Here is a 19,352-nt window from a genome sequence, read left to right as displayed (position 1 = left end):
TTATACATATATGGTAAAGAAAGGAAAGATATGCCTAGAGTTAAAACTGGTGTAGTTAGAAGAAGAAGACATAAGAAAGTTTTAAAAGCCGCTAGAGGATTTTTTAGTGGTAGAAGTAAGCACTTTAGAAAGGCCAAAGAGCAATTAGAACACTCAATGGTATATGCTTACAGAGATAGAAGACAAAAGAAAAGAGATATTAGAAAGCTTTGGATTGTAAGAATCAATGCAGCTTGTAGATTAAATGATATCAACTATTCTAGATTCATGAACGGTATGAAATTATCAGGAATTGAATTAGATAGAAAAATCTTAGCTGATATGGCTATGAATGATTATGATGCATTTGTATCATTAGTTGGAAAAGCTAAAGAAGCATTAAACTAATAAATTTGCAACAAATATAAAAAAGGTTCAAAGTTTTACTTTGAACCTTTTTTTATGCCTATAAACTTCTCTTTATTTAAAAATAGATCGATAAATGAATCTAGGAATAAAAATCACAATATAAATTAATAATGTAAAAATAAGTGGATGAAAACTTCCAAAGCCATAAGCTCCAGAAGTTCCTAAATTATTTATATGAGTTAATGGAAAAGATAAAAACTCAGCAAAATGCATTAAAAGTGATAATATTATAAAAGTACCTATAAATACAATAAACTCTTTTTTCACTTTATAAAACATCTTAGAATTACGCTTTACCTGATAACATTCCATGCATTGTCATTGGTTTTAATAAATAAACTTTCATTAACCACCAAATGTATCTCTCTTGTGTTGGATCTAATGGAAAAGATGGTGTTGGTTTCTTAGTCCAATTAAACTCTGCTAACATAACTTTACCAATATCAGTAATTAATGGACAAACAGTATATCCAGCATATTTCGCTTTTAACTCTTTACCCTCCATCGCAGCCACTAAGTTATCTACAAGGACTTTATATTGTTTTCTAACACTTCCACCTGTTTTTCCCATAGGAACCGCAGCAATGTCTCCAATGGCGAAGATATTATCAAATTTAACATGTTGTAAAGTTTCTTTATCAACTGGAATCCAACCTTTTCTTGAACCAATAGGAGAATTTCCAATTTCATCGGGAGCTTTCATTGGAGGAGTTATATGCATGAAATCAAATGATACTTCAACATCTAAATGTTTTTTTACAATATCATACTCTTCAATATCCTCATCATACTCACCTTTTTCTTCCCAATGTTTATCAAAAGTTGCAATCTTTTTTTCTAAATCAACACCAGTAAGATTATGATTATAATTCCATTTCATTTCTCTTTGTTCAAACTGTTTTACAATTGCATCATGATATTCAGGAACACCAAACATTTTTCCACCATTAGGATAGAATGTTAATTCAGCATTATGTCTAACACCTGCTTCTTCTAATCTAGAATTTGCAAGATACATAATCTTCTTAGGTGCTCCACCACATTTAATAGATGTATTTGGATGAGTAAAAATACCTTTTACTTTTTGACCACTTTTTGCTTGTTCTATAAACTTTTGCATAGCTGACCATGTTGCAACTGCTGAATCTGTATTATAAATAGAACAAACCCCAGAATCACCAAAAGTATCAGTAATCTTTTTTGCTTCACCTAAACTGTATGCTTCTCCTACTGATTCTAATCCTTTGATTCTTCCGAAGTCCAGTTTTAATCCCGCCGCAACAATTAAAAAATCATAAGTTATTTCTTTTCCTGATTCTAAAGTTACACTATTATTCTTAGGGTTAAACTCAACAGCTTTATCTTTAATAAGTTTAGTTCCACTTGGTACATAATCTTTAGTATCATACATCACGTCAGATTTTTCATATATTCCTGCACCAATTAAAGTATTACCAGGTTGATAAGATACAGATTTTGGATTTGGTTCAATTATTGTAATGTCTGGATTACTTAATGTATTTGAAAGTCTTGCAGCAGTAGAGATTCCAGCTAAACCTCCACCAATAATTAAGATTTTACCCTTTGCTTCACTAGCATTTGCGGTAGTTGCAGCTTGAGCTTGGGTATCACCCATTAAAAATGTAGCTGAACCTAAACCAGCAAGTTTAAAAGCATCTCTTCTTGAAATACCAGATTTCTTGATCTCTTGATCAACTAAACCTAATGCTTTGTCTAATTCTGTTTTTGACATCTATCTTCCTTTTACAATTATTAATTTTACTTATTTATGTATATAGCGCAAGAATAGCAAAAAACAAATAAAGTAAGACTTATAAGCTCTGGTTATTATGTAATATTAGTTATTAGATAAACTTATAATTTCTAAAGCCTTGTTATATTCATCTTTATCATTTAGGTTAATAAACTCCCCATTTTCAGGCAAATTTATTACATTTGTATTATTTTGTTTTAATAAATATCCAACTTTATGTATATCATCTGACAACATTTTAGTAATAGAATTTCTTATACTTGATGAAAATACTCCACATAAATTATGAATTCTTTCTGTTTGTGCTACTGTAATATCATAATCATTAGAAGAATTGATAATTTTATTTATAGTATCAATACTAACTAAAGGTGTATCAACAGTTATTATAAATATTTTTTGATTTTCGAATTTTTTAATTATTGTATCTAAAGCAACTAAAGGAGAAAAAACTTCACCTTCATCTAAAATTAGTGATGATTCATCTTCTAAGAAATCAAATTTGTTTATCTTTGAAGATATATATAGTTCTTTGAAATAAGGTTTTAATCTATCGTATTGATATTGAGTTAGAGAGTTTGAGTGATCAAAGGGAAGAAGAGATTTATCTTCCCCCATTCTTGAACTTCTACCACCACATAAAATTACACAAGGTATATTAAATGTAGTTGGCATAATTATAAACCTCTAGGATCAGTAATGTATCCAGAGATTGCAGATGCAGCAGCAACTGCACTATTAGCTAAATAGATTTTTGAAGATCTAGATCCCATTCTACCAACAAAGTTTCTATTAGTAGTAGAGATACATACTTCATTATCTCCAAGGATTCCCATATATCCACCTAAACACGCACCACAAGTAGGATTAGATACAACAGCACCAGCATCTACTAATGTGTCAATATAACCTAATTTAGTTGCATCTCTAAGAATCTTTTGAGTTCCTGGAGTTAAGATAAGTCTTACATGTCTTGCAACTTTTTGTCCATTTAAAATTTCAGCAGCAACTTTAAAGTCAGATAATCTACCATTAGTACAAGAACCAATAAATACTTGGTCAACTCTAATTTCATCTGCAACAGCTTGGTTTACAGAGTGTCCATTAGATGGTAAGAATGGATAAGCAATAACAGGATCTAAAGCTTCAACATCAATTTCAATTACTTGACAGTAATCAGCATCTTCATCTGAATAATGAATTTTTGGTTCAGCTCTTAAAGAATCTCTTGTATCTAAAAACTCTTTTGTAATTTCATCGTAAGCAACAATACCATTTTTAGCACCTGCTTCAATTGCCATATTACATAAAGAGAATCTATCATCCATAGATAAGTACTGAATAGTATCACCAGTGAATTCTAAAGCTTTATATAAAGCTCCATCAACACCTAAAATTCTAATAATTTCTAGAATTAAATCTTTTCCAGTTACGTGCTCACCTGGTTTACCTTTGAATACAACTTTAATTGATTCAGGAATTTTAAACCAGTTTCCACCAGTAATCATACCAAATGAAATATCAGTAGAACCCATACCCGTTGAGAAGGCACCTAAAGCACCGTGAGTACATGTATGTGAATCTGCACCAATAATAACATCACCAGGTAAAACTAAACCTTTCTCTGGTAATAATGCATGTTCAATACCCATATCTTTTTCATCAAAGAAGTATTTTAAATCATGTTTCATTGCAAAATCTCTAGAGATTTTAGCTTGATTTGCAGATGCAATATCTTTAGCTGGAATGAAGTGATCAAGTACAATTGCAAAACCTTCTGGATTTGCTAATTCTGTATACCCACCCTCTTCGAATGCTCTAATAGAAATCGGAGTTGTAATATCATTACCAATTACCATATCAATTGGACTTCTTACAATCTCACCTGCGTAAACTTCTTTACCTACGTGTTCACTAAAAATCTTTTCTGTTATCGTTTGACCCATATTATATTCTTCCTATAGTTTTATATAATTTTTTGCGATTATATCTAAATTTAAGTTAAGCTCCCAAATTGGGATTTTATTTATTTTCTTTTTTTTCTTTTCGAGATTGTCTTATTTGCATATAAATTATTATTACAACAGCCGTGTCAATAATTACATCAGCTAGGTTAAAAATAGCAAATTCAAAACCATAATGCCAGTAAAAATAGTCAACAACTCCCCCATAAGTAAATCTATCTAAAATATTAGATAAACCACCTGCGTATAATAAAGCAATAGGAATATAATAATCTCTGAATATATCTTTATTATTAAATAAGTATATTGATGTACCTAAAACAATAGCCAACTGAATATATTTTAAATACTCAGCTAAAAATGAGAACATTGAAAAAGCAACCCCGTAATTGTATGCCAATTGCAATGACATATATGGACCTTCCACATTCCAATCGAAATGTGCAAATCCATATTTTACAGCTTGATCAATGATAAATAAAATAGCAACTAAAATTATTGCTATATTAAATTTTTTTTTCATAGAGCTTTTTTGAAGAATTCTACTAACTCTTCCATGCCTTTTTCAACAACTTTTTTATCTTGACCTTCAAGTAAAAGTCTGATTTTATTCTCAGTTCCAGAGTATCTAATTAGATCTCTTAATCCTCTAGCTCTTAATGATTTAACTAAAGCATCTAAACCTTCAATCTCTTCTAATGGTTTTTTCTCATTAACCTTCATATTATGTAATATTTGAGGGTATAAATCAAAAGCATTTAATACTTCACTTGCAGGTTTACCAGATTTTAAAACTAATGCTAATACTTGAAGTGCAGAAGCTAATCCATCACCTGTTTTTGCAGCATCAGAGAAAATAATATGTCCACTTTGTTCACCACCGAAGTTAATATCTTCATTATGCATAACTTCTAGAACATACTTATCACCAACATTTGATCTATGTAAAGCAATGTTATCTTCATTTAAATAATCTTCTAAAGCTTTATTAGACATAACTGTAGCAACACAAGCTTGCCCTTTTAATAGGTTTTCATCATTTAAATATTTACATAAAGCACCAATTAATTTATCACCATCAACTACTTCACCTTTTTCGTCAATAACAACAAGTCTATCAGCATCACCATCAAGTGCTAAACCAATATCTGCTCTATATTCTTTAACTAACTTCCCTACATTCTCAGGGTGCATTGCTCCACAATTTTCATTAATATTAAATCCATCAGGCTTATCATTTATTGTAATAATATCAGCCCCAAGTTCTTCTAAAATTGTTGGACCTACTTTATACGCAGCACCATTTGCACAATCAAGAACAATTCTTAAACCTCTTAATGTTAAATCTCGTGGGAATGAGCTTTTAATTGAAACAATATATCTCCCAATAACATCATCAATTCTTTTTGATGAACCTATATGTTTCCCAGTTAATTGTTCACTTGTTAAAAGTTCATCATTATGAAAAATTTCTTCAATTTTCTTTTCACATTTAACACCTAGTTTATTACCATGGTTATCAAAAAATTTGATTCCATTGTCTTCATAAGGATTATGAGAAGCAGAAATCATAATACCAGCATCACATCTCATTGATTCAGTTAAATATGCAATTGCAGGTGTAGGCATAGGGCCTATTTGAATTACATCATAACCAACAGCTGTAAGACCACTTACAAGAGCATTCTCAATCATATAACCACTTCTTCTTGTATCTTTACCTACAAGAATCTTTTTAGTAGTTGAGTGTTTTCTAAAATATATCCCAGCAGCCATAGCTAATTTCAATACAGTCATTGCATCTAAAAAATCTCCAGCCTTACCTCTTACACCATCAGTTCCAAATAGCTTCATTAAATCTTCCTAAAATTAAACTAAGTTTAAGTTATTTTGGCTAACATTCTACCCTTAAAAATTTTACAAAGAGGTTAAATAATCATGGCAAATCACAAATCTGCTGAAAAAAGAGCAAGACAAACTGTAGTAAGAACTGAAAGAAATAGATTTTACAAAACAAGAATCAAAAACGTAATCAAAGCTGTATTAGCTGCTGTTGAAGCTGCTGACAAAGATGCTGCAACATCTGCAATGACTGCTGCAAACAAAACTATTCACCATTGTGTATCTAAAGGTATCCTTAAAAAAGGTAATGCTGCTAGAAAAGTATCTAGATTACAAACAAAAGTTAACGCTATATAGTTATCTACTAATATAGATAATAATATGATTCAAGACAAATTACAACCCTTTATTAATAGGTATAATGAGATTAATGATCTGTTAATCTCACCTGATATCACGAGTGATATTAAAAGAATGACTGATCTTTCAAAAGAACAGTCAAGTATTGAACCAATTGTTAATAAGGCAAAAGAGTATATTCAAGTTGTAGAAGATATAGAAGAGAATAAAATGCTTCTAGATGATGACGAACTTGGGGAACTTGCTAAAGAAGAACTAAAAGAATTAGATACAAGAAAACCTGAACTTGAGGAAGAAATTAAATTTTTAATGATTCCTAAAGACCCTAATGATGATAAAAATATCTACTTAGAGTTAAGAGCTGGTGCTGGTGGCGATGAAGCTGCTATTTTTGTTGGAGATTTATTTAGAGCTTATCTTAAGTATGCCGAAAACAACAGCTGGAAAGTTGAAATAATGAACACTAACGAAAGTGAGTCAGGCGGTTACAAAGAAGTTGTAATTTTGGTTAAAGGTGACCATGTATTCTCAAAGCTTAAATTTGAGGGTGGTACACACAGAGTACAAAGAGTTCCTGCAACTGAATCACAAGGTAGAGTTCATACATCAGCAATTACAGTAGCAGTAATGCCTGAAGTTGATGATGTTGAAGTTGAAATTGATCCTAATGATCTAAAAATTGATGTTATGAGAGCCAGTGGAAATGGTGGTCAATCTGTAAATACTACAGACTCGGCTGTTAGAATCACTCATATTCCTACTGGACTTGTAGTAACAAATCAAGACCAGAAATCGCAGCACAAGAATAAAGACAAAGCAATGAAAGTTCTTAAAGCTAGACTTTATGACATTCAAATGCAAGAAAAAATGGCTAAAGAAGGTGCTGATAGAAAAGAGCAAGTTGGAACTGGTGATAGAAGTGGAAGAATTAGAACTTATAATTATCCACAAGGTAGAATCAGTGACCACAGAATCAATCTAACTTTATACAGATTAGATGCTATCATGAATGACGGTCTATTTGATGAAGTAATTGATCCTCTTATTGCTGATCATCAAGCAAAACTAATTGAGGCAAATGGATTATAATCCATTTGTTTTAATTACACATGTCTCAAAATATGCTTGAACTTAATAAAACTTACACTCACTACAAAAACAAACAAAAATACATCACTATAAATTTTTGCAAAATCCAAGAAAATGATATTTGGGTTAAAGCAGTAATCTATAAACCTGATGATTGTGAAGAATTATTTGTAAGAGAATACAAAGAATTCCAAGAAAAATTTCTAATTTCTAACTAATATTTTTTAATTTTTATATTAAATAATTACTACAAATACCAGAAAATCAAACTTTATATATAAGATAAATTTATTCATTACTTAATCATTTATAGGTAACCGAAATGTAACCAATAAATATTAAACTTTCACCATATAAAATATTTACGGAGAAATTAAAAAATGAAAAAAACAACAATCGCTTTATTAGCATCTGCTGCTTTAACTGTATCTTTAAGTGCTAGAGACCAAATCAAAATCGTTGGTTCTTCTACTGTATATCCATTCGCATCTTCTGTTGCTGAAGAATTAGGAGCAACTTCTAAGTTCCCAACTCCTGTAGTTGAATCAACTGGTTCAGGTGGTGGTATGAAATTATTTTGTGCTGGTAACGGATTAAATACTCCTGATATTACTAATGCATCAAGAAGAATGAAAACTAAAGAATTCAAAATGTGTGAAAAAAATGGAGTAACTGATATTACTGAATCTGTAATTGGTTATGATGGTATTGCATTTGCACAATCTAGATCTAACTTAGATTTTGATATTTCAAGAGAACACTTAGCATTAGCCGTAGCTAAAGAAGTACCTTCTAAAGATGGTAAAAAATTAATTGCTAACCCATACAAAAAATGGTCTGACATTGATGCTTCATTACCAAATAGAGAAATTGTTGTTTATGGACCACCAAAATCTTCAGGAACAAGAGATGCATTCGAAGAATTAGTAATGCAAAAAACATTCAAAAAATTACCAGTTTATACTGATATTTACAAAGCTGACAAAAAAGCTAATAAAAAATACAAAAAATACTCTGTAGTTAGAACTGATGGTGTTTATGTTGAATCTGGTGAAAACGATAACTTAATCGTTCAAAAATTAGATAAAAACAAAAATGCATTTGGTGTATTTGGATTCTCTTTCTTAGTTGAAAATGATGATATGATTAAAGGTGCTACAATTAATGGTGTTAAACCAACTCCTACAAATATTTCATCTTCTGAATACCCAGTATCTAGATCATTATTCTTCTACATCAAAAACTCTCATAAAAAAGACGTTCCTGCAATGAACAAATATGTAAACTTATTTATGTCTGAAAAGATGATTGGTAAAGAAGGTATCTTAGGTGAAATCGGATTAATCGCTTTACCAGATGCAGCAAGAAATGCAATTAGATCTTCTGTGTCAAAAAGTACTAAACTTACTTTATCTGACTTAAAAAAGCACTAATTAACCCTTAAGAAGAGGAAGGCTTCCCCTCTTCTTAAAGTAACCTTATTCATGGATTTTTATCTATTTACGCGAACGAATAGGTAAAAATCTATAAGTAAGGTTACTTCCATTCTTAGGATACACATGACAAAAAAATGGACAAAAATCCTTGAAAAGTTAGACTATGCTTTTCAACCAATTATTCACTCACACTCTGGTAAAATATTTGCAGTAGAAGCTCTTATTCGAAATGTTCATAAAACTGATTATCTAAGTAATATCCAAAGTTTATTTGACCTAGCTTTTGAAGAAGATATTCTCTATGAAGTTGATTTACTCTTAAGAGAAATGGCTATCAAAAAATTCGCAGGAATTAAAATTGAAAACTTACGATTATTCTATAACCTTGATAATAGAATTATCTATAATAAAAACTATTCAGAGGGTAATACTTCTAAAATTCTACAAAAATACAATCTTCCTAAAAGCTCAATTTGTTTTGAATTAAGTGAAAAAGGTACAACTATAGAGCAAAATGCTTTATCTACAATGATTCAAAATTACAAAAAAAGTGGTTATCAAATTGCTATTGATGATTTTGGAATTGGAGTATCTGGCTTAAAACTTTTATACTTTTCAGAAGCGCACATAATTAAATTAGATAGATTCTTTATTTCTAATATTGATTCAGACTCTAAGAAAAAACTATTCTGTTCTTCAATTGTAGAAATGGCCCATACAATGGGAATGAAAGTAATTGCTGAAGGTGTTGAGAATACTAATGAATTTTACACCTGCAAAGAAATAGGTGTTGATTTTATTCAAGGTTTTTTAGTTCAAAAACCAACTCAAGATATTTCTGAACTAAAGTCTATTTATAAAAATATTGCAAAAATTATTCATAGTAACCAAAGAACAGAACTAACAACAATGATTGATGAAGAATATATTCAAAATATTGAGCCACTAGAAGTTAATAGCTCATTACATGATTTATTTGTACATTTTAAAGAGAATACTAAAAATACTTTTGTTCCTATAGTTGATGAACATAAAACTTTATTAGGTGTAATTTATGAAGTTGATATTAAAAAAATATCTTATTCACAATATGGTTTATCACTTGCTAAAAATGACAATATATCTTCATCATTAAAAAAGTATATTAAAAAAGTTTTATCTGTTGAATCTTCTTGGGGAATTGACAAAACATTAAATAGATTTAATCATAATCAAAAACAAACAGCTGGTATTTTTATTACAAATGCAGAAAAATATAAAGGTTTTATTGATTTAAGTTCACTATTAATCTTATCACATAAAAGAAATATAGAAATTGCCTCAAATCAAAACCCACTTACTAAACTTCCTGGAAATCAACAAATTGAAAAATTTATTCATGAATCAATTAAGAATAAAAAAAGAGATGAATCATTTATGCTTTATTTTGATTTTAACGATTTCAAACCTTTTAATGATTATTATGGATTTAGACAAGGAGATAGAGCTATTTTAATCTTCTCTGAATTAATCCAAAAGAAATACTCATCTGATAATTTCATTGCACACATTGGTGGGGATGACTTTTTTATTGGAATTAAAAATTGCAGTTTTGAAGAAGTGTTTGAACTAACTAATAATGTATTAGAAGAATTTAGAGACACTGCTAAAAACTTATATAACAATGATGATAAGAAAAATGGTTACATTATTACAAAAGATAGATTTGAAGTAAAAAGAAAATTTAATCTCTTATCCACTTCATGTGCCATTATTGGAGTAAATTCTAAATCCCAAATAGCTAATTTTGACCATACATTGAACCTACTAAAGAAACACTCAAAGAAGTATCCTTTCCCTCTAAGCGCCACTATATAGGCATGTAACCATCTTGTAACCATTGCCTTTTATAATAAAAAAATAATTTAATAAAAAGGCAAAAGTATTGAGCACTTTTGAATCAAGAAATAAGCAAAGAGAGTTAATAGAAAAACTAATTAAACTAGCTTTAGTTACAGCTTCTGTTATCTCAATTCTAACTACATTCGGTATTCTTTTTTCGATTCTTTTTGAAGCAATCGAATTTTTCCAAATGAGAAGTTTTTGGTATTTTATTACTGGAACTGAATGGTCACCAGGTGTTGAAGGTAGTAAATTTGGAGCTGTTCCAATTTTTGCTGGAACTTTTGTTATCACAATAATTGCACTACTAGTTGCAATTCCAATTGGTTTAGGTTCTGCTGTTTACATGAGTGAATATGCAAGTCCTACATTAAGAGATTACTTAAAGCCAATACTTGAAGTATTAGCTGGTATTCCAACAGTTGTTTATGGTTTCTTCGCAGCTATTACTGTTGCACCATTAATTGTAAAAATGGCAGATGCAGTAGGATTAGATGCTACTTTTAACTCAGCATTAGCATCAGGTGTTGTTATGGGGATTATGATTATTCCTGTTATCTCATCTTTATCTGATGATGTAATTAGATCAGTTCCTGATTCTCAGAGAAAAGCTGCTTTTGGTTTAGGTATGACACATGGAGAAACAATTAAAAATATTGTTTTACCATCTGCACTACCTGGAATTATCTCAGCATCACTACTAGGACTTTCAAAAGCTTTAGGTGAAACAATGATTGTTGTTATGGCAGCAGGACTTCGACCAAACTTATCATGGAATCCTTTGGAAGATATGACAACAGTTACAGTAACTATTGTAAATTCATTAGTAGGTGACTTTGAATTTAATTCACCAGAAACACTATCAGCATTTGCATTAGGTCTTATTTTATTCGTAGTAACTCTAGTACTAAATATGATTTCATTATCATTAATTAGAAAATTCAAAGAAAAATATAAAGTGAACACATTATGATTAAAAGAAAAAGTAAAAAAACACAAGAGAATAATCCATTCTATGACCCAGCTTTAAAGAAAAGACATAGAAGTGCAAAGAGATTTAAGAAGTTTACATTAACTTCTCTAATCTTCTCAATCGCTTTTTTAGCTTTCTTCTTATTTGATATTATTGGAAAAGGTGCACCAGCTTTCTCAATCACTTATTTAAAAGTAGATGTTTCATATAACGAAAAATCATTAGATGATTCAAGATATGCAGTTGAAAAAAAGTATAGAAAAATTGTTTCAAGAGCATGGTTAAGGGAATTACCTAAACATGTTGGAGCAGATCCAAAACTTATGAATACAACTCATAAGATGTGGGTTTTAGCCGATGATCAAGTTGATCAATATATGAAAGCTCATCACTATAAACTAAAAAGAAAAGATAGAGCTTTAGTAGATGATATGAAAGCTAATGGTTTAGTTGACCAAAGATTTAATGCTATTTTCTTCAAAAATGGAGATTCAAAAATTCCTGAGTTTGCTGGTTTATTCTCAGCAATGGTAGGTTCAGTATTAACATTAATTATTACAATGTTGGTTGCTTTCCCATTAGGTGTAATGACAGCTATTTATTTAGAAGAGTTTGCAGAGGATAACAAATTTACGAGATTGATTGAAGTAAATATTAATAACCTTGCAGCAATTCCATCTATTTTATTTGGTTTATTAGGACTTGCAATTTTTATTAACCTATTTGGTATGCCAAGAAGCTCCCCTCTAGTTGGTGGATTAACTCTTGCACTTATGACATTACCAATTATTATTGTTAGTTCACGAGCAGCACTAAGAGCCGTTCCAGATTCAATTAGACAAGCTGGTTATGGATTAGGATTAACGAAAATCCAAGTTACAAAAGACCACGTTTTACCACTAGCATTTCCAGGAGTATTAACTGGTTCTATTATTGGTTTAGCACAGGCAATGGGTGAAACTGCTCCATTAATTATTATTGGAATGATTGCATTTATTCCAGATGCACCTACATCAGTTATGGATGCAGCAACAGTTATGCCAGCACAACTGTTCACATGGGCAGGAATGCCAGAGAGAATGTATATAGAAAAAACAGCTGCAGGAATCATGGTACTACTTTCAGTACTTATTTCATTAAATGCAATTGCAATTTATTTAAGAAAAAAATTCGAAGTTAAATGGTAGAAGGAAAGAATATGTCAAAAAAGAACAATAAAATAAAAGTAAAAGTAGAAGAATTAAATCTTTGGTATGGAGATAATCATGCTTTACACGGAATTGATGTAGAAATATATGAAAACAAGATTACAGCATTAATTGGACCTTCTGGATGTGGTAAATCAACATTTCTTCGATGTTTAAATAGAATGAATGACCTAATCAATATTGTAAAAATTGATGGGGAAGTAGTAATTGATAAAAAGAATATCTATGATAAAGATGTAGATGAAGTTTCAGTAAGAAAAAGAATTGGTATGGTATTTCAACAACCAAATCCATTCCCTAAATCAATTTATGACAATGTAGCTTACGCTCCACTAAAACACGGAATTGTAAGAAAAGGGCAAGAGTGTGATGAACTAGTTAAAACTTCATTAATTAAATCAGGACTTTGGGAAGAAGTAAAAGATAAATTAAATGATCCAGGAACTTCTCTTTCAGGTGGTCAGCAACAAAGATTATGTATTGCTAGAACAATTGCGGTTAAACCAGAAGTGATTTTAATGGATGAACCAACATCAGCATTAGATCCTATTTCTACTGAAAAAATTGAAGCATTAATGTTAGAGCTTAAAAAAGATTATACGATTATTACGGTAACTCATAATATGCAACAAGCAGCAAGAGTTGCTGATTATACAGCATTTTTCCACTTAGGAAAACTAATCGAATATGATGAAACAGAAACAATTTTTGTTAATCCTAATAACAAAAAAACAGAAGACTATATTACGGGAAGGTTTGGATAATGTTAAAAACTTACGAAGCAAAAAAACAAAAAATTGAAGATGAAATTCTTGATATTGGAAATGCAGTAGTTGATGCCCTTGAGTTATCATTAAAAGCATTAAAAGAAGAAGATTTATCTTTATTAAAAGATATTGATTTATCAGTTAAAAAGATTTCAAATAAATGTAATGATATTGATAAATTACTTGTTACTACTTTAGCTTTATATTCACCAGAAGCAAAAGATTTAAGAGAATTAGTTGCATATTTAAAAATTACAAATGAATTAGTAAGAGCAGGTGCAAATACTAAAAGTTTTGCAAAGATTTTTAGAAAAGCATATAGTGAAGATTTAAATACTAAAACTATTTTAGAGTATGCAGTACCTTTACACAAAGCTACAATCTTAGCTTTAAAAACAACTATTTCTATGATTCAAGAACCAACATCTAAGCATATTGAAGAGAAGTATCAAAGAGTAATTGTTGAAGAGAGTAAAACAGACGATTTATATGCAATGATTGAAAAAAATATTTTAAAACTAATTTCAAAAAATATTGAATTATCAAAAGAGTACTTTGATATTTTAAGTGCATTAAGAAAATTAGAAAAAACTGCTGATAGAGCAGCTTCAATTGCAAATCTACTTTTATTTGCCGAAATTGGAGGAGATATAGAGCAATCTTAAGGGATTGCTTTTAATAAATGAAAAGAGCCTTAATCAAAATAAAGAGCTACTTTAGTTCTAACTTCGAAGTTCTAGCCGCAACAATAATATTCATAGGAATATTCATAGTTGGATTAGACTTCTACAAAGCTATCATTTTAATGCTTGAATTCATTGTTGTAATGGAAGTTGTTAAAATGATTTCTGACTTTATTAAAAAAGAAAAACTAAGACTACGATTCGTAATAGACATTTTTATTATTTTTTTAATTCGTGATGTTATAATACTATCAACAAATTTGAATAAAGACTATTTTGATATTAGTTTTTTACTGATAGTAATTTTCGTATTCTTTATTTTTAGAATTTTAGCAATAAAATTCTCCCCTGGGACAGCTGATTCAAGTAGTATAAAAAAAGAAACAATCAATAATTAATAAAAGAGTTAAAAATGGAAAATAAACTTATCCTTATCGTTGAAGATGAAGAAGATATATTAGAATTATTAGAATACACTTTACAAAAAGATGGTTACGAAACAATTGGTTTTTTAAATGTTGATAAGAATCTAGAAAAAGTATTAGATGAAGAAGAAATTGATTTAATCTTAATGGATAGAAACTTACCAGGTTCTGAAGGTACAGCCTTTATTGATGAGATAAAAGCTAAGGGTTATGCTAATCCAGTTATTTATGTAACTGCAAAAGATAAAGATGAAGATATTCTAGAAGGTTTTGAATCGCATGCTGATGATTATATTACTAAACCTTTTAATATCAAAGAATTATTAGCAAGAGTAAAAGCAGTTATAAAAAGAACATCAAAAGATATTGATATTTTAAAAGTTAAAGATATTACATATAAATCATCAAATAAAAAATTCTATATTGACAATAACGAATTAGAACTAACACACTTAGAGCATGACTTATTATTAGAGTTTATTAAAAACAGAGATATTTTAATGACTAGAGAGCATTTATTAAACTCAGTTTGGGAAGACTCACTAGATAAAAAAATGAAAACAGTTAATGTTGCAGTAAAAAGATTAAAAGCCAAAATTGACCCTGAGGGTGAGAAAAACTATATTAAGTCAATTAGAGGGGAAGGTTATATCTTTTGTTAAAAATCCATCAACTCTTTATACGTACTTTTGTTTTAATTTTTTTAGCGGTTGCAATTACTCTTAGTATTGTTACTTACTTTTGGTCTAAAAATATTTATATAGACCAAATTGAAAAAAATCTTATTAAAAATATTGATACTTTTTCTATTGTATTAAAAGACCTAAATAACGTAGATACAATAATCAAAGATCTTAAATCACAAATAAATATTAGAATTACAATTATTGATGAAAAAGGTAATGTAATTGCTGAGAGTGATAAAGATAAAAACTTATTAGAAAATCACGGTAGCAGAGAAGAAGTACTTCAAGCTAAAGATTATGGCACTGGTCGAAGTACTAGATATTCAAGTAGTATTAATAAAGAACTACTTTATATTGCTAAAAAAGTAGTCATAGATAAAAGAATCTATTTTATTAGAATGGCTGATTATACAGATAAAATTACTGACAATTTCATGCGTTTATCTGCACAGATATTCTCTTTTGTAGCTATGTTTATAATTGTAGCTTTCCTAGCATCTTATTTCATTTCGTTAAAAATAAAGAAAGAGACAGAAGCGATTTTATATTTCTTAACTGAGTTATCATCAAAGAAACCCTCTTATGCACTTAATTCTAATTTTACAGTGGAGTTTCATAGAATTACGAAACTTTTAAATAAAGTTGCTGTTAAATTATCAAAAAAAGAGAAACAAAAAGCAAAACAAACTGCAAAACTAAAACTTGCTAATAGGCAAAAAGATGAAATCATCTCAGCCCTATCCCATGAATTTAAAAATCCTATTGCCATTATCTCGGGATACAGTGAAACAATTCTAAACGATGAAGATATGCCAGCCTCAATGAAAATAAAGTTTTTAAATAAAATACATTCCAATGCAAATAAAATGTCACATATTATTGATAAATTACGATTAACATTGAAATTAGAAGAAGGGAAACAAGAACTAATTCTAACACCAAAATCAATGAAAAAAATTATTGAAGAGATAATATCTGATTTAAAAGATAAATATAAAACGAGGGAAATACTCATAGAAGGTGATGATATTACTCTAAATGTTGATGAAACCCTAATTTCAATGGCTATATCAAACCTAATTGAAAATGCTTTAAAATACTCAGAAGATGAAGTTATAGTAAAAATTGAGGGTGATAAAATCTCAGTTATTGATAAGGGAATTGGAATAGAAAAAAGTGAACTAGAAAAAATTAATCAGAAATTCTATAGAGTTTCAAATAATGGATGGAATAATTCGCTTGGATTAGGACTTTTTATTGTTCAATCTATACTTTCATTACATTCATTTTCCCTAAAAATAGACTCAGAACACAACCTTGGCTCTAAATTCACAATTACATATTAAATATTACTTAATTTAAGTAATATTTAAGTATGACTACACTATTATTCCACCTCATTAATAAAAGCGGAGAAAATAAATGAAATTTACTCAAATGGCAAAAGCTAACGAAATCGAAAGAGATTGGATAGTAATTGACGCAACAGACAAAGTATTCGGAAGAATCATTACTGAAGTTGCAACTATCTTAAGAGGTAAAAATAAACCTTCTTTCACTCCTCACGTTGATTGTGGAGACTACGTAGTAATCATCAATGCTTCTAAAGCAAAGTTTACTGGTAAGAAATTAGAAGATAAAAATTACTATACACACTCAGGATATTTTGGTAGTACTAAAACTCACAAAATGTCTGACATGCTTGATAACAACCCAGAAAAGCTATTCAAATTAGCAACTAGAGGTATGTTACCTAAAACTACTTTAGGTAAAGCAATGTTAAAAAAATTAAAAGTATATGCAGACGCTGAACACCCTCACACTGCGCAAATTAAAGGATAAGACTAATGGCAAAAGTATACGCAACTGGAAGAAGAAAAACTTCTATCGCAAAAGTATGGTTAGAAGCTGGTAACGGACAACTTACAATCAACGGTCAATCTTTAGATGCATGGTTAGGTGGACACGAAGCTATTAAAAAAAGAGTTATGCAACCAATTGAAGTAGCTAAACAAGAAACTTCAGTTAACATCGTTGTTAAAACTTTAGGTGGTGGTTATTCTGCACAAGCTGATGCTGTAAGACACGGTATATCAAGAGCTTTAGTTGCTTATGATGAGCAATTCAGAACAATCTTAAAACCTTACGGATTATTAACAAGAGACGCAAGAGCTGTTGAAAGAAAAAAATACGGAAGAAGAAAAGCAAGAAAAAGCGGTCAATTCTCAAAAAGATAGGTCACTATTTCAAAGATACTTTATCTTTGTATTTTCCAAAGGAGCGACGAAAGTTGCTCCTTTTTTTATGCACTTTTTAGTACAATACCCTATGAAAAAACTACTTCAACTAACAACAATATTTTTTTTACTCTTTTCATTTATGTATGCAAGTACTTTAAACTTATCAATGAGTTCAAGTCCTAGTAGATTAAATCCTATTCTTGCAAACGATTCTGCAAGTTCTGAAATTGCCGATTGGTTATTTAATGGATTGATAAAATATGATAAAGATGGCAAACCTGCTCCTGATTTAGCTAAGTCATATAAATTCAAAACTCCTACAAAACTAATCATAAATTTAAGAAAAAACGTTTTATGGCATGATGGAGTTAATTTTACAGCGGAAGATGTACTTTTTACATATCAACAAATAATTAATCCTAAAGTATTCACATCAATAAAATCAAACTTTAAAGAAGTGAAAGAAGTAAAAGCTTTAGATAAATACACAATACAAATTACATATAAAAAACCATATTTTAAATCCCTAGAAACATGGATGGTTGGAATCTTGCCAAAACATATACTAGAGAATGAAAAAGATTTAATGACAAGTTCTTTTAATAAAAAACCAATAGGAACTGGTCCTTACACTATAAACGAGTTCAAAACGGGTATTGATATAAAACTTTTTGCAAACAAAAACTATTTTGAGGGAAAACCTAAAATAGATAATATTTTATATAAGTTTTTACCAGATCCAAATACATCTTTTTTATTTTTAAAACAAAAGAAATTAGATTTAGGAGGATTAAGTCCTCTTCAAATAGATAGACAAGTAGATGAGAAATTCAAAAACAATTATAAGATAATTGAAAAAGAGAGTTTTGCTTATAGTTATTTAGGATTTAATTTAAAAACTGAAAAATTTAAAAATAAAAAAGTAAGACAAGCTATTGCTTATGCTGTAAATAAACAAGAGCTTGTTGATATATTATATTTTGGACATGGACAAGTTTGTAATGGTCCATTTTTACCTGGAAGTTTTGCTTATAATAAAAATGTTAAATCAATAACTCAAGATATAGAAAAATCAAAACAACTTCTCAAAGAACAAGGTTACGATGAAAAGAATCCTCTTACTTTTGAAGTTATAACAAATACTGGAAATGATATTAGAATTAATGCAGCTCAAATTTTACAATACCAATTAGCAAAAGCTGGTATAAAAATGAAAATTAGAGTTATGGAGTGGCAAGCATTTTTAAATACTGTTGTACATCCAAGAAACTACGAAGCTATTCTCTTGGGTTGGAGTTTAGCTTTAATGCCTGATGCTTATCCTTTATGGCATAGTGACTCAGATAAATTAGGTAGATTTAATCTTGTGGGATATCATAATAAAAAAGTAGATGAATTAATTGAGAAAGGTTCAATTACTATAGATAGAACTAAACTTGGGAAAATATATCAAGAAATATTTAAAATCATTGCAGATGATTTACCTTATATATTCTTATATATTCCAAACTCAATCACAGTAGCAAATAAAGATATAAAAAATATAGAACCAGCATTTACTGGAATTACACACAATCAAAAAGATTGGATAAAAGAATAAAAGGAAATAAACAATA

At 29.4% G+C, this 19,352-nt stretch carries 22 protein-coding genes; 16 read left to right on the top strand and 6 right to left on the bottom strand.

Features of this window, described 5'->3' with window-relative positions:
* Window positions 1-30 precede the first annotated feature (30 nt).
* Window positions 31-387, top strand: coding sequence for a 50S ribosomal protein L20 (gene rplT, locus ALEK_RS01215; protein WP_071626767.1), 357 nt, complete (start codon window positions 31-33; stop codon window positions 385-387).
* A gap of 72 nt (window positions 388-459) precedes the next feature.
* Here the strand turns inward: rplT and ALEK_RS01210 are convergent, their stop codons facing one another.
* From ALEK_RS01210 to glmM, 6 genes are all read right to left on the bottom strand, one after another.
* Window positions 460-687, bottom strand: a complete 228-nt coding sequence (locus ALEK_RS01210; RefSeq protein WP_228289359.1) for a hypothetical protein — start codon at window positions 685-687, stop codon at window positions 460-462.
* A 7-nt stretch (window positions 688-694) separates the two neighbouring features.
* Window positions 695-2,161, bottom strand: coding sequence for an NAD(P)/FAD-dependent oxidoreductase (locus ALEK_RS01205; RefSeq protein WP_071626766.1), 1,467 nt, complete (start codon window positions 2,159-2,161; stop codon window positions 695-697).
* Window positions 2,162-2,266: 105 nt separating this feature from the next.
* Window positions 2,267-2,857: a molybdenum cofactor guanylyltransferase MobA gene (gene mobA / locus ALEK_RS01200; protein ID WP_071626765.1), complete on the bottom strand. Its 591-nt coding sequence runs from the start codon at window positions 2,855-2,857 to the stop codon at window positions 2,267-2,269.
* A gap of 2 nt (window positions 2,858-2,859) precedes the next feature.
* Entirely contained in the window at window positions 2,860-4,128 is a 1,269-nt protein-coding gene (locus ALEK_RS01195; RefSeq protein WP_071626764.1) for a 3-isopropylmalate dehydratase large subunit, read from the bottom strand.
* Window positions 4,129-4,204: 76 nt separating this feature from the next.
* Entirely contained in the window at window positions 4,205-4,669 is a 465-nt protein-coding gene (gene lspA / locus ALEK_RS01190; RefSeq protein ID WP_071626763.1) for a signal peptidase II, read from the bottom strand.
* On the bottom strand, window positions 4,666-6,000 hold the full coding sequence (glmM, locus tag ALEK_RS01185; protein WP_071626762.1) for a phosphoglucosamine mutase: 1,335 nt from the start codon (window positions 5,998-6,000) through the stop codon (window positions 4,666-4,668). Before glmM ends, lspA begins: the two co-directional genes overlap by 4 nt.
* Before the next feature lie 84 nt (window positions 6,001-6,084).
* Between glmM and rpsT the strand changes: the two genes are divergently transcribed.
* The 15 genes from rpsT to ALEK_RS01110 all read left to right on the top strand — a co-directional run bounded on the left by rpsT (window position 6,085) and on the right by ALEK_RS01110 (window position 19,336).
* Window positions 6,085-6,345: a 30S ribosomal protein S20 gene (gene rpsT / locus ALEK_RS01180; RefSeq protein WP_071626761.1), complete on the top strand. Its 261-nt coding sequence runs from the start codon at window positions 6,085-6,087 to the stop codon at window positions 6,343-6,345.
* 24 nt (window positions 6,346-6,369) lie between these two features.
* The gene (gene prfA / locus ALEK_RS01175) at window positions 6,370-7,437 is read left to right on the top strand and encodes a peptide chain release factor 1 (protein WP_071626760.1); all 1,068 of its coding nucleotides are present in this window, start codon (window positions 6,370-6,372) and stop codon (window positions 7,435-7,437) included.
* A 32-nt stretch (window positions 7,438-7,469) separates the two neighbouring features.
* Window positions 7,470-7,655 carry a DUF1653 domain-containing protein gene (locus tag ALEK_RS01170; RefSeq protein ID WP_071626825.1) on the top strand — a complete coding sequence of 62 codons (186 nt, stop codon included), beginning with the start codon at window positions 7,470-7,472 and terminating at the stop codon, window positions 7,653-7,655.
* A gap of 162 nt (window positions 7,656-7,817) precedes the next feature.
* Entirely contained in the window at window positions 7,818-8,870 is a 1,053-nt protein-coding gene (locus tag ALEK_RS01165; protein ID WP_071626759.1) for a PstS family phosphate ABC transporter substrate-binding protein, read from the top strand.
* A gap of 126 nt (window positions 8,871-8,996) precedes the next feature.
* Window positions 8,997-10,730 (top strand): GGDEF domain-containing protein, encoded by a 1,734-nt coding sequence (locus tag ALEK_RS01160; RefSeq protein WP_071626758.1) that lies wholly within the window; start codon window positions 8,997-8,999, stop codon window positions 10,728-10,730.
* Between the two features lie 67 nt (window positions 10,731-10,797).
* The gene (gene pstC, locus ALEK_RS01155) at window positions 10,798-11,727 is read left to right on the top strand and encodes a phosphate ABC transporter permease subunit PstC (RefSeq protein ID WP_071626757.1); all 930 of its coding nucleotides are present in this window, start codon (window positions 10,798-10,800) and stop codon (window positions 11,725-11,727) included.
* Window positions 11,724-12,914, top strand: a complete 1,191-nt coding sequence (gene pstA, locus ALEK_RS01150; RefSeq protein WP_071626756.1) for a phosphate ABC transporter permease PstA — start codon at window positions 11,724-11,726, stop codon at window positions 12,912-12,914. The genes pstC and pstA overlap by 4 nt, the downstream gene beginning before the upstream one ends.
* A gap of 32 nt (window positions 12,915-12,946) precedes the next feature.
* Window positions 12,947-13,699, top strand: coding sequence for a phosphate ABC transporter ATP-binding protein PstB (gene pstB / locus ALEK_RS01145; protein WP_438501530.1), 753 nt, complete (start codon window positions 12,947-12,949; stop codon window positions 13,697-13,699).
* Window positions 13,699-14,367 carry a phosphate signaling complex PhoU family protein gene (locus ALEK_RS01140; protein WP_071626754.1) on the top strand — a complete coding sequence of 223 codons (669 nt, stop codon included), beginning with the start codon at window positions 13,699-13,701 and terminating at the stop codon, window positions 14,365-14,367. Before pstB ends, ALEK_RS01140 begins: the two co-directional genes overlap by 1 nt.
* 17 nt (window positions 14,368-14,384) lie before the next feature.
* The gene (locus ALEK_RS01135; protein WP_071626753.1) at window positions 14,385-14,783 is read left to right on the top strand and encodes a phosphate-starvation-inducible PsiE family protein; all 399 of its coding nucleotides are present in this window, start codon (window positions 14,385-14,387) and stop codon (window positions 14,781-14,783) included.
* 14 nt (window positions 14,784-14,797) lie between these two features.
* On the top strand, window positions 14,798-15,472 hold the full coding sequence (locus tag ALEK_RS01130) for a response regulator transcription factor (protein WP_071626752.1): 675 nt from the start codon (window positions 14,798-14,800) through the stop codon (window positions 15,470-15,472).
* Window positions 15,466-16,842 carry a HAMP domain-containing sensor histidine kinase gene (locus ALEK_RS01125; RefSeq protein WP_071626751.1) on the top strand — a complete coding sequence of 459 codons (1,377 nt, stop codon included), beginning with the start codon at window positions 15,466-15,468 and terminating at the stop codon, window positions 16,840-16,842. Before ALEK_RS01130 ends, ALEK_RS01125 begins: the two co-directional genes overlap by 7 nt.
* Before the next feature lie 76 nt (window positions 16,843-16,918).
* A complete protein-coding gene (rplM, locus tag ALEK_RS01120; protein WP_071626750.1) occupies window positions 16,919-17,338 on the top strand; it encodes a 50S ribosomal protein L13 in 420 nt (139 codons plus the stop codon).
* Between the two features lie 5 nt (window positions 17,339-17,343).
* On the top strand, window positions 17,344-17,733 hold the full coding sequence (rpsI, locus tag ALEK_RS01115) for a 30S ribosomal protein S9 (RefSeq protein ID WP_071626749.1): 390 nt from the start codon (window positions 17,344-17,346) through the stop codon (window positions 17,731-17,733).
* Window positions 17,734-17,824: 91 nt separating this feature from the next.
* A complete protein-coding gene (locus ALEK_RS01110) occupies window positions 17,825-19,336 on the top strand; it encodes a peptide-binding protein (RefSeq protein WP_071626824.1) in 1,512 nt (503 codons plus the stop codon).
* Window positions 19,337-19,352: the final 16 nt, after the last annotated feature.

This window comes from Poseidonibacter lekithochrous (assembly GCF_013283835.1).
GTDB lineage: Bacteria > Campylobacterota > Campylobacteria > Campylobacterales > Arcobacteraceae > Poseidonibacter > Poseidonibacter lekithochrous.
Note: the sequence above shows the minus strand (reverse complement) of the source record. Positions and strands in the feature narration are given on the sequence as shown.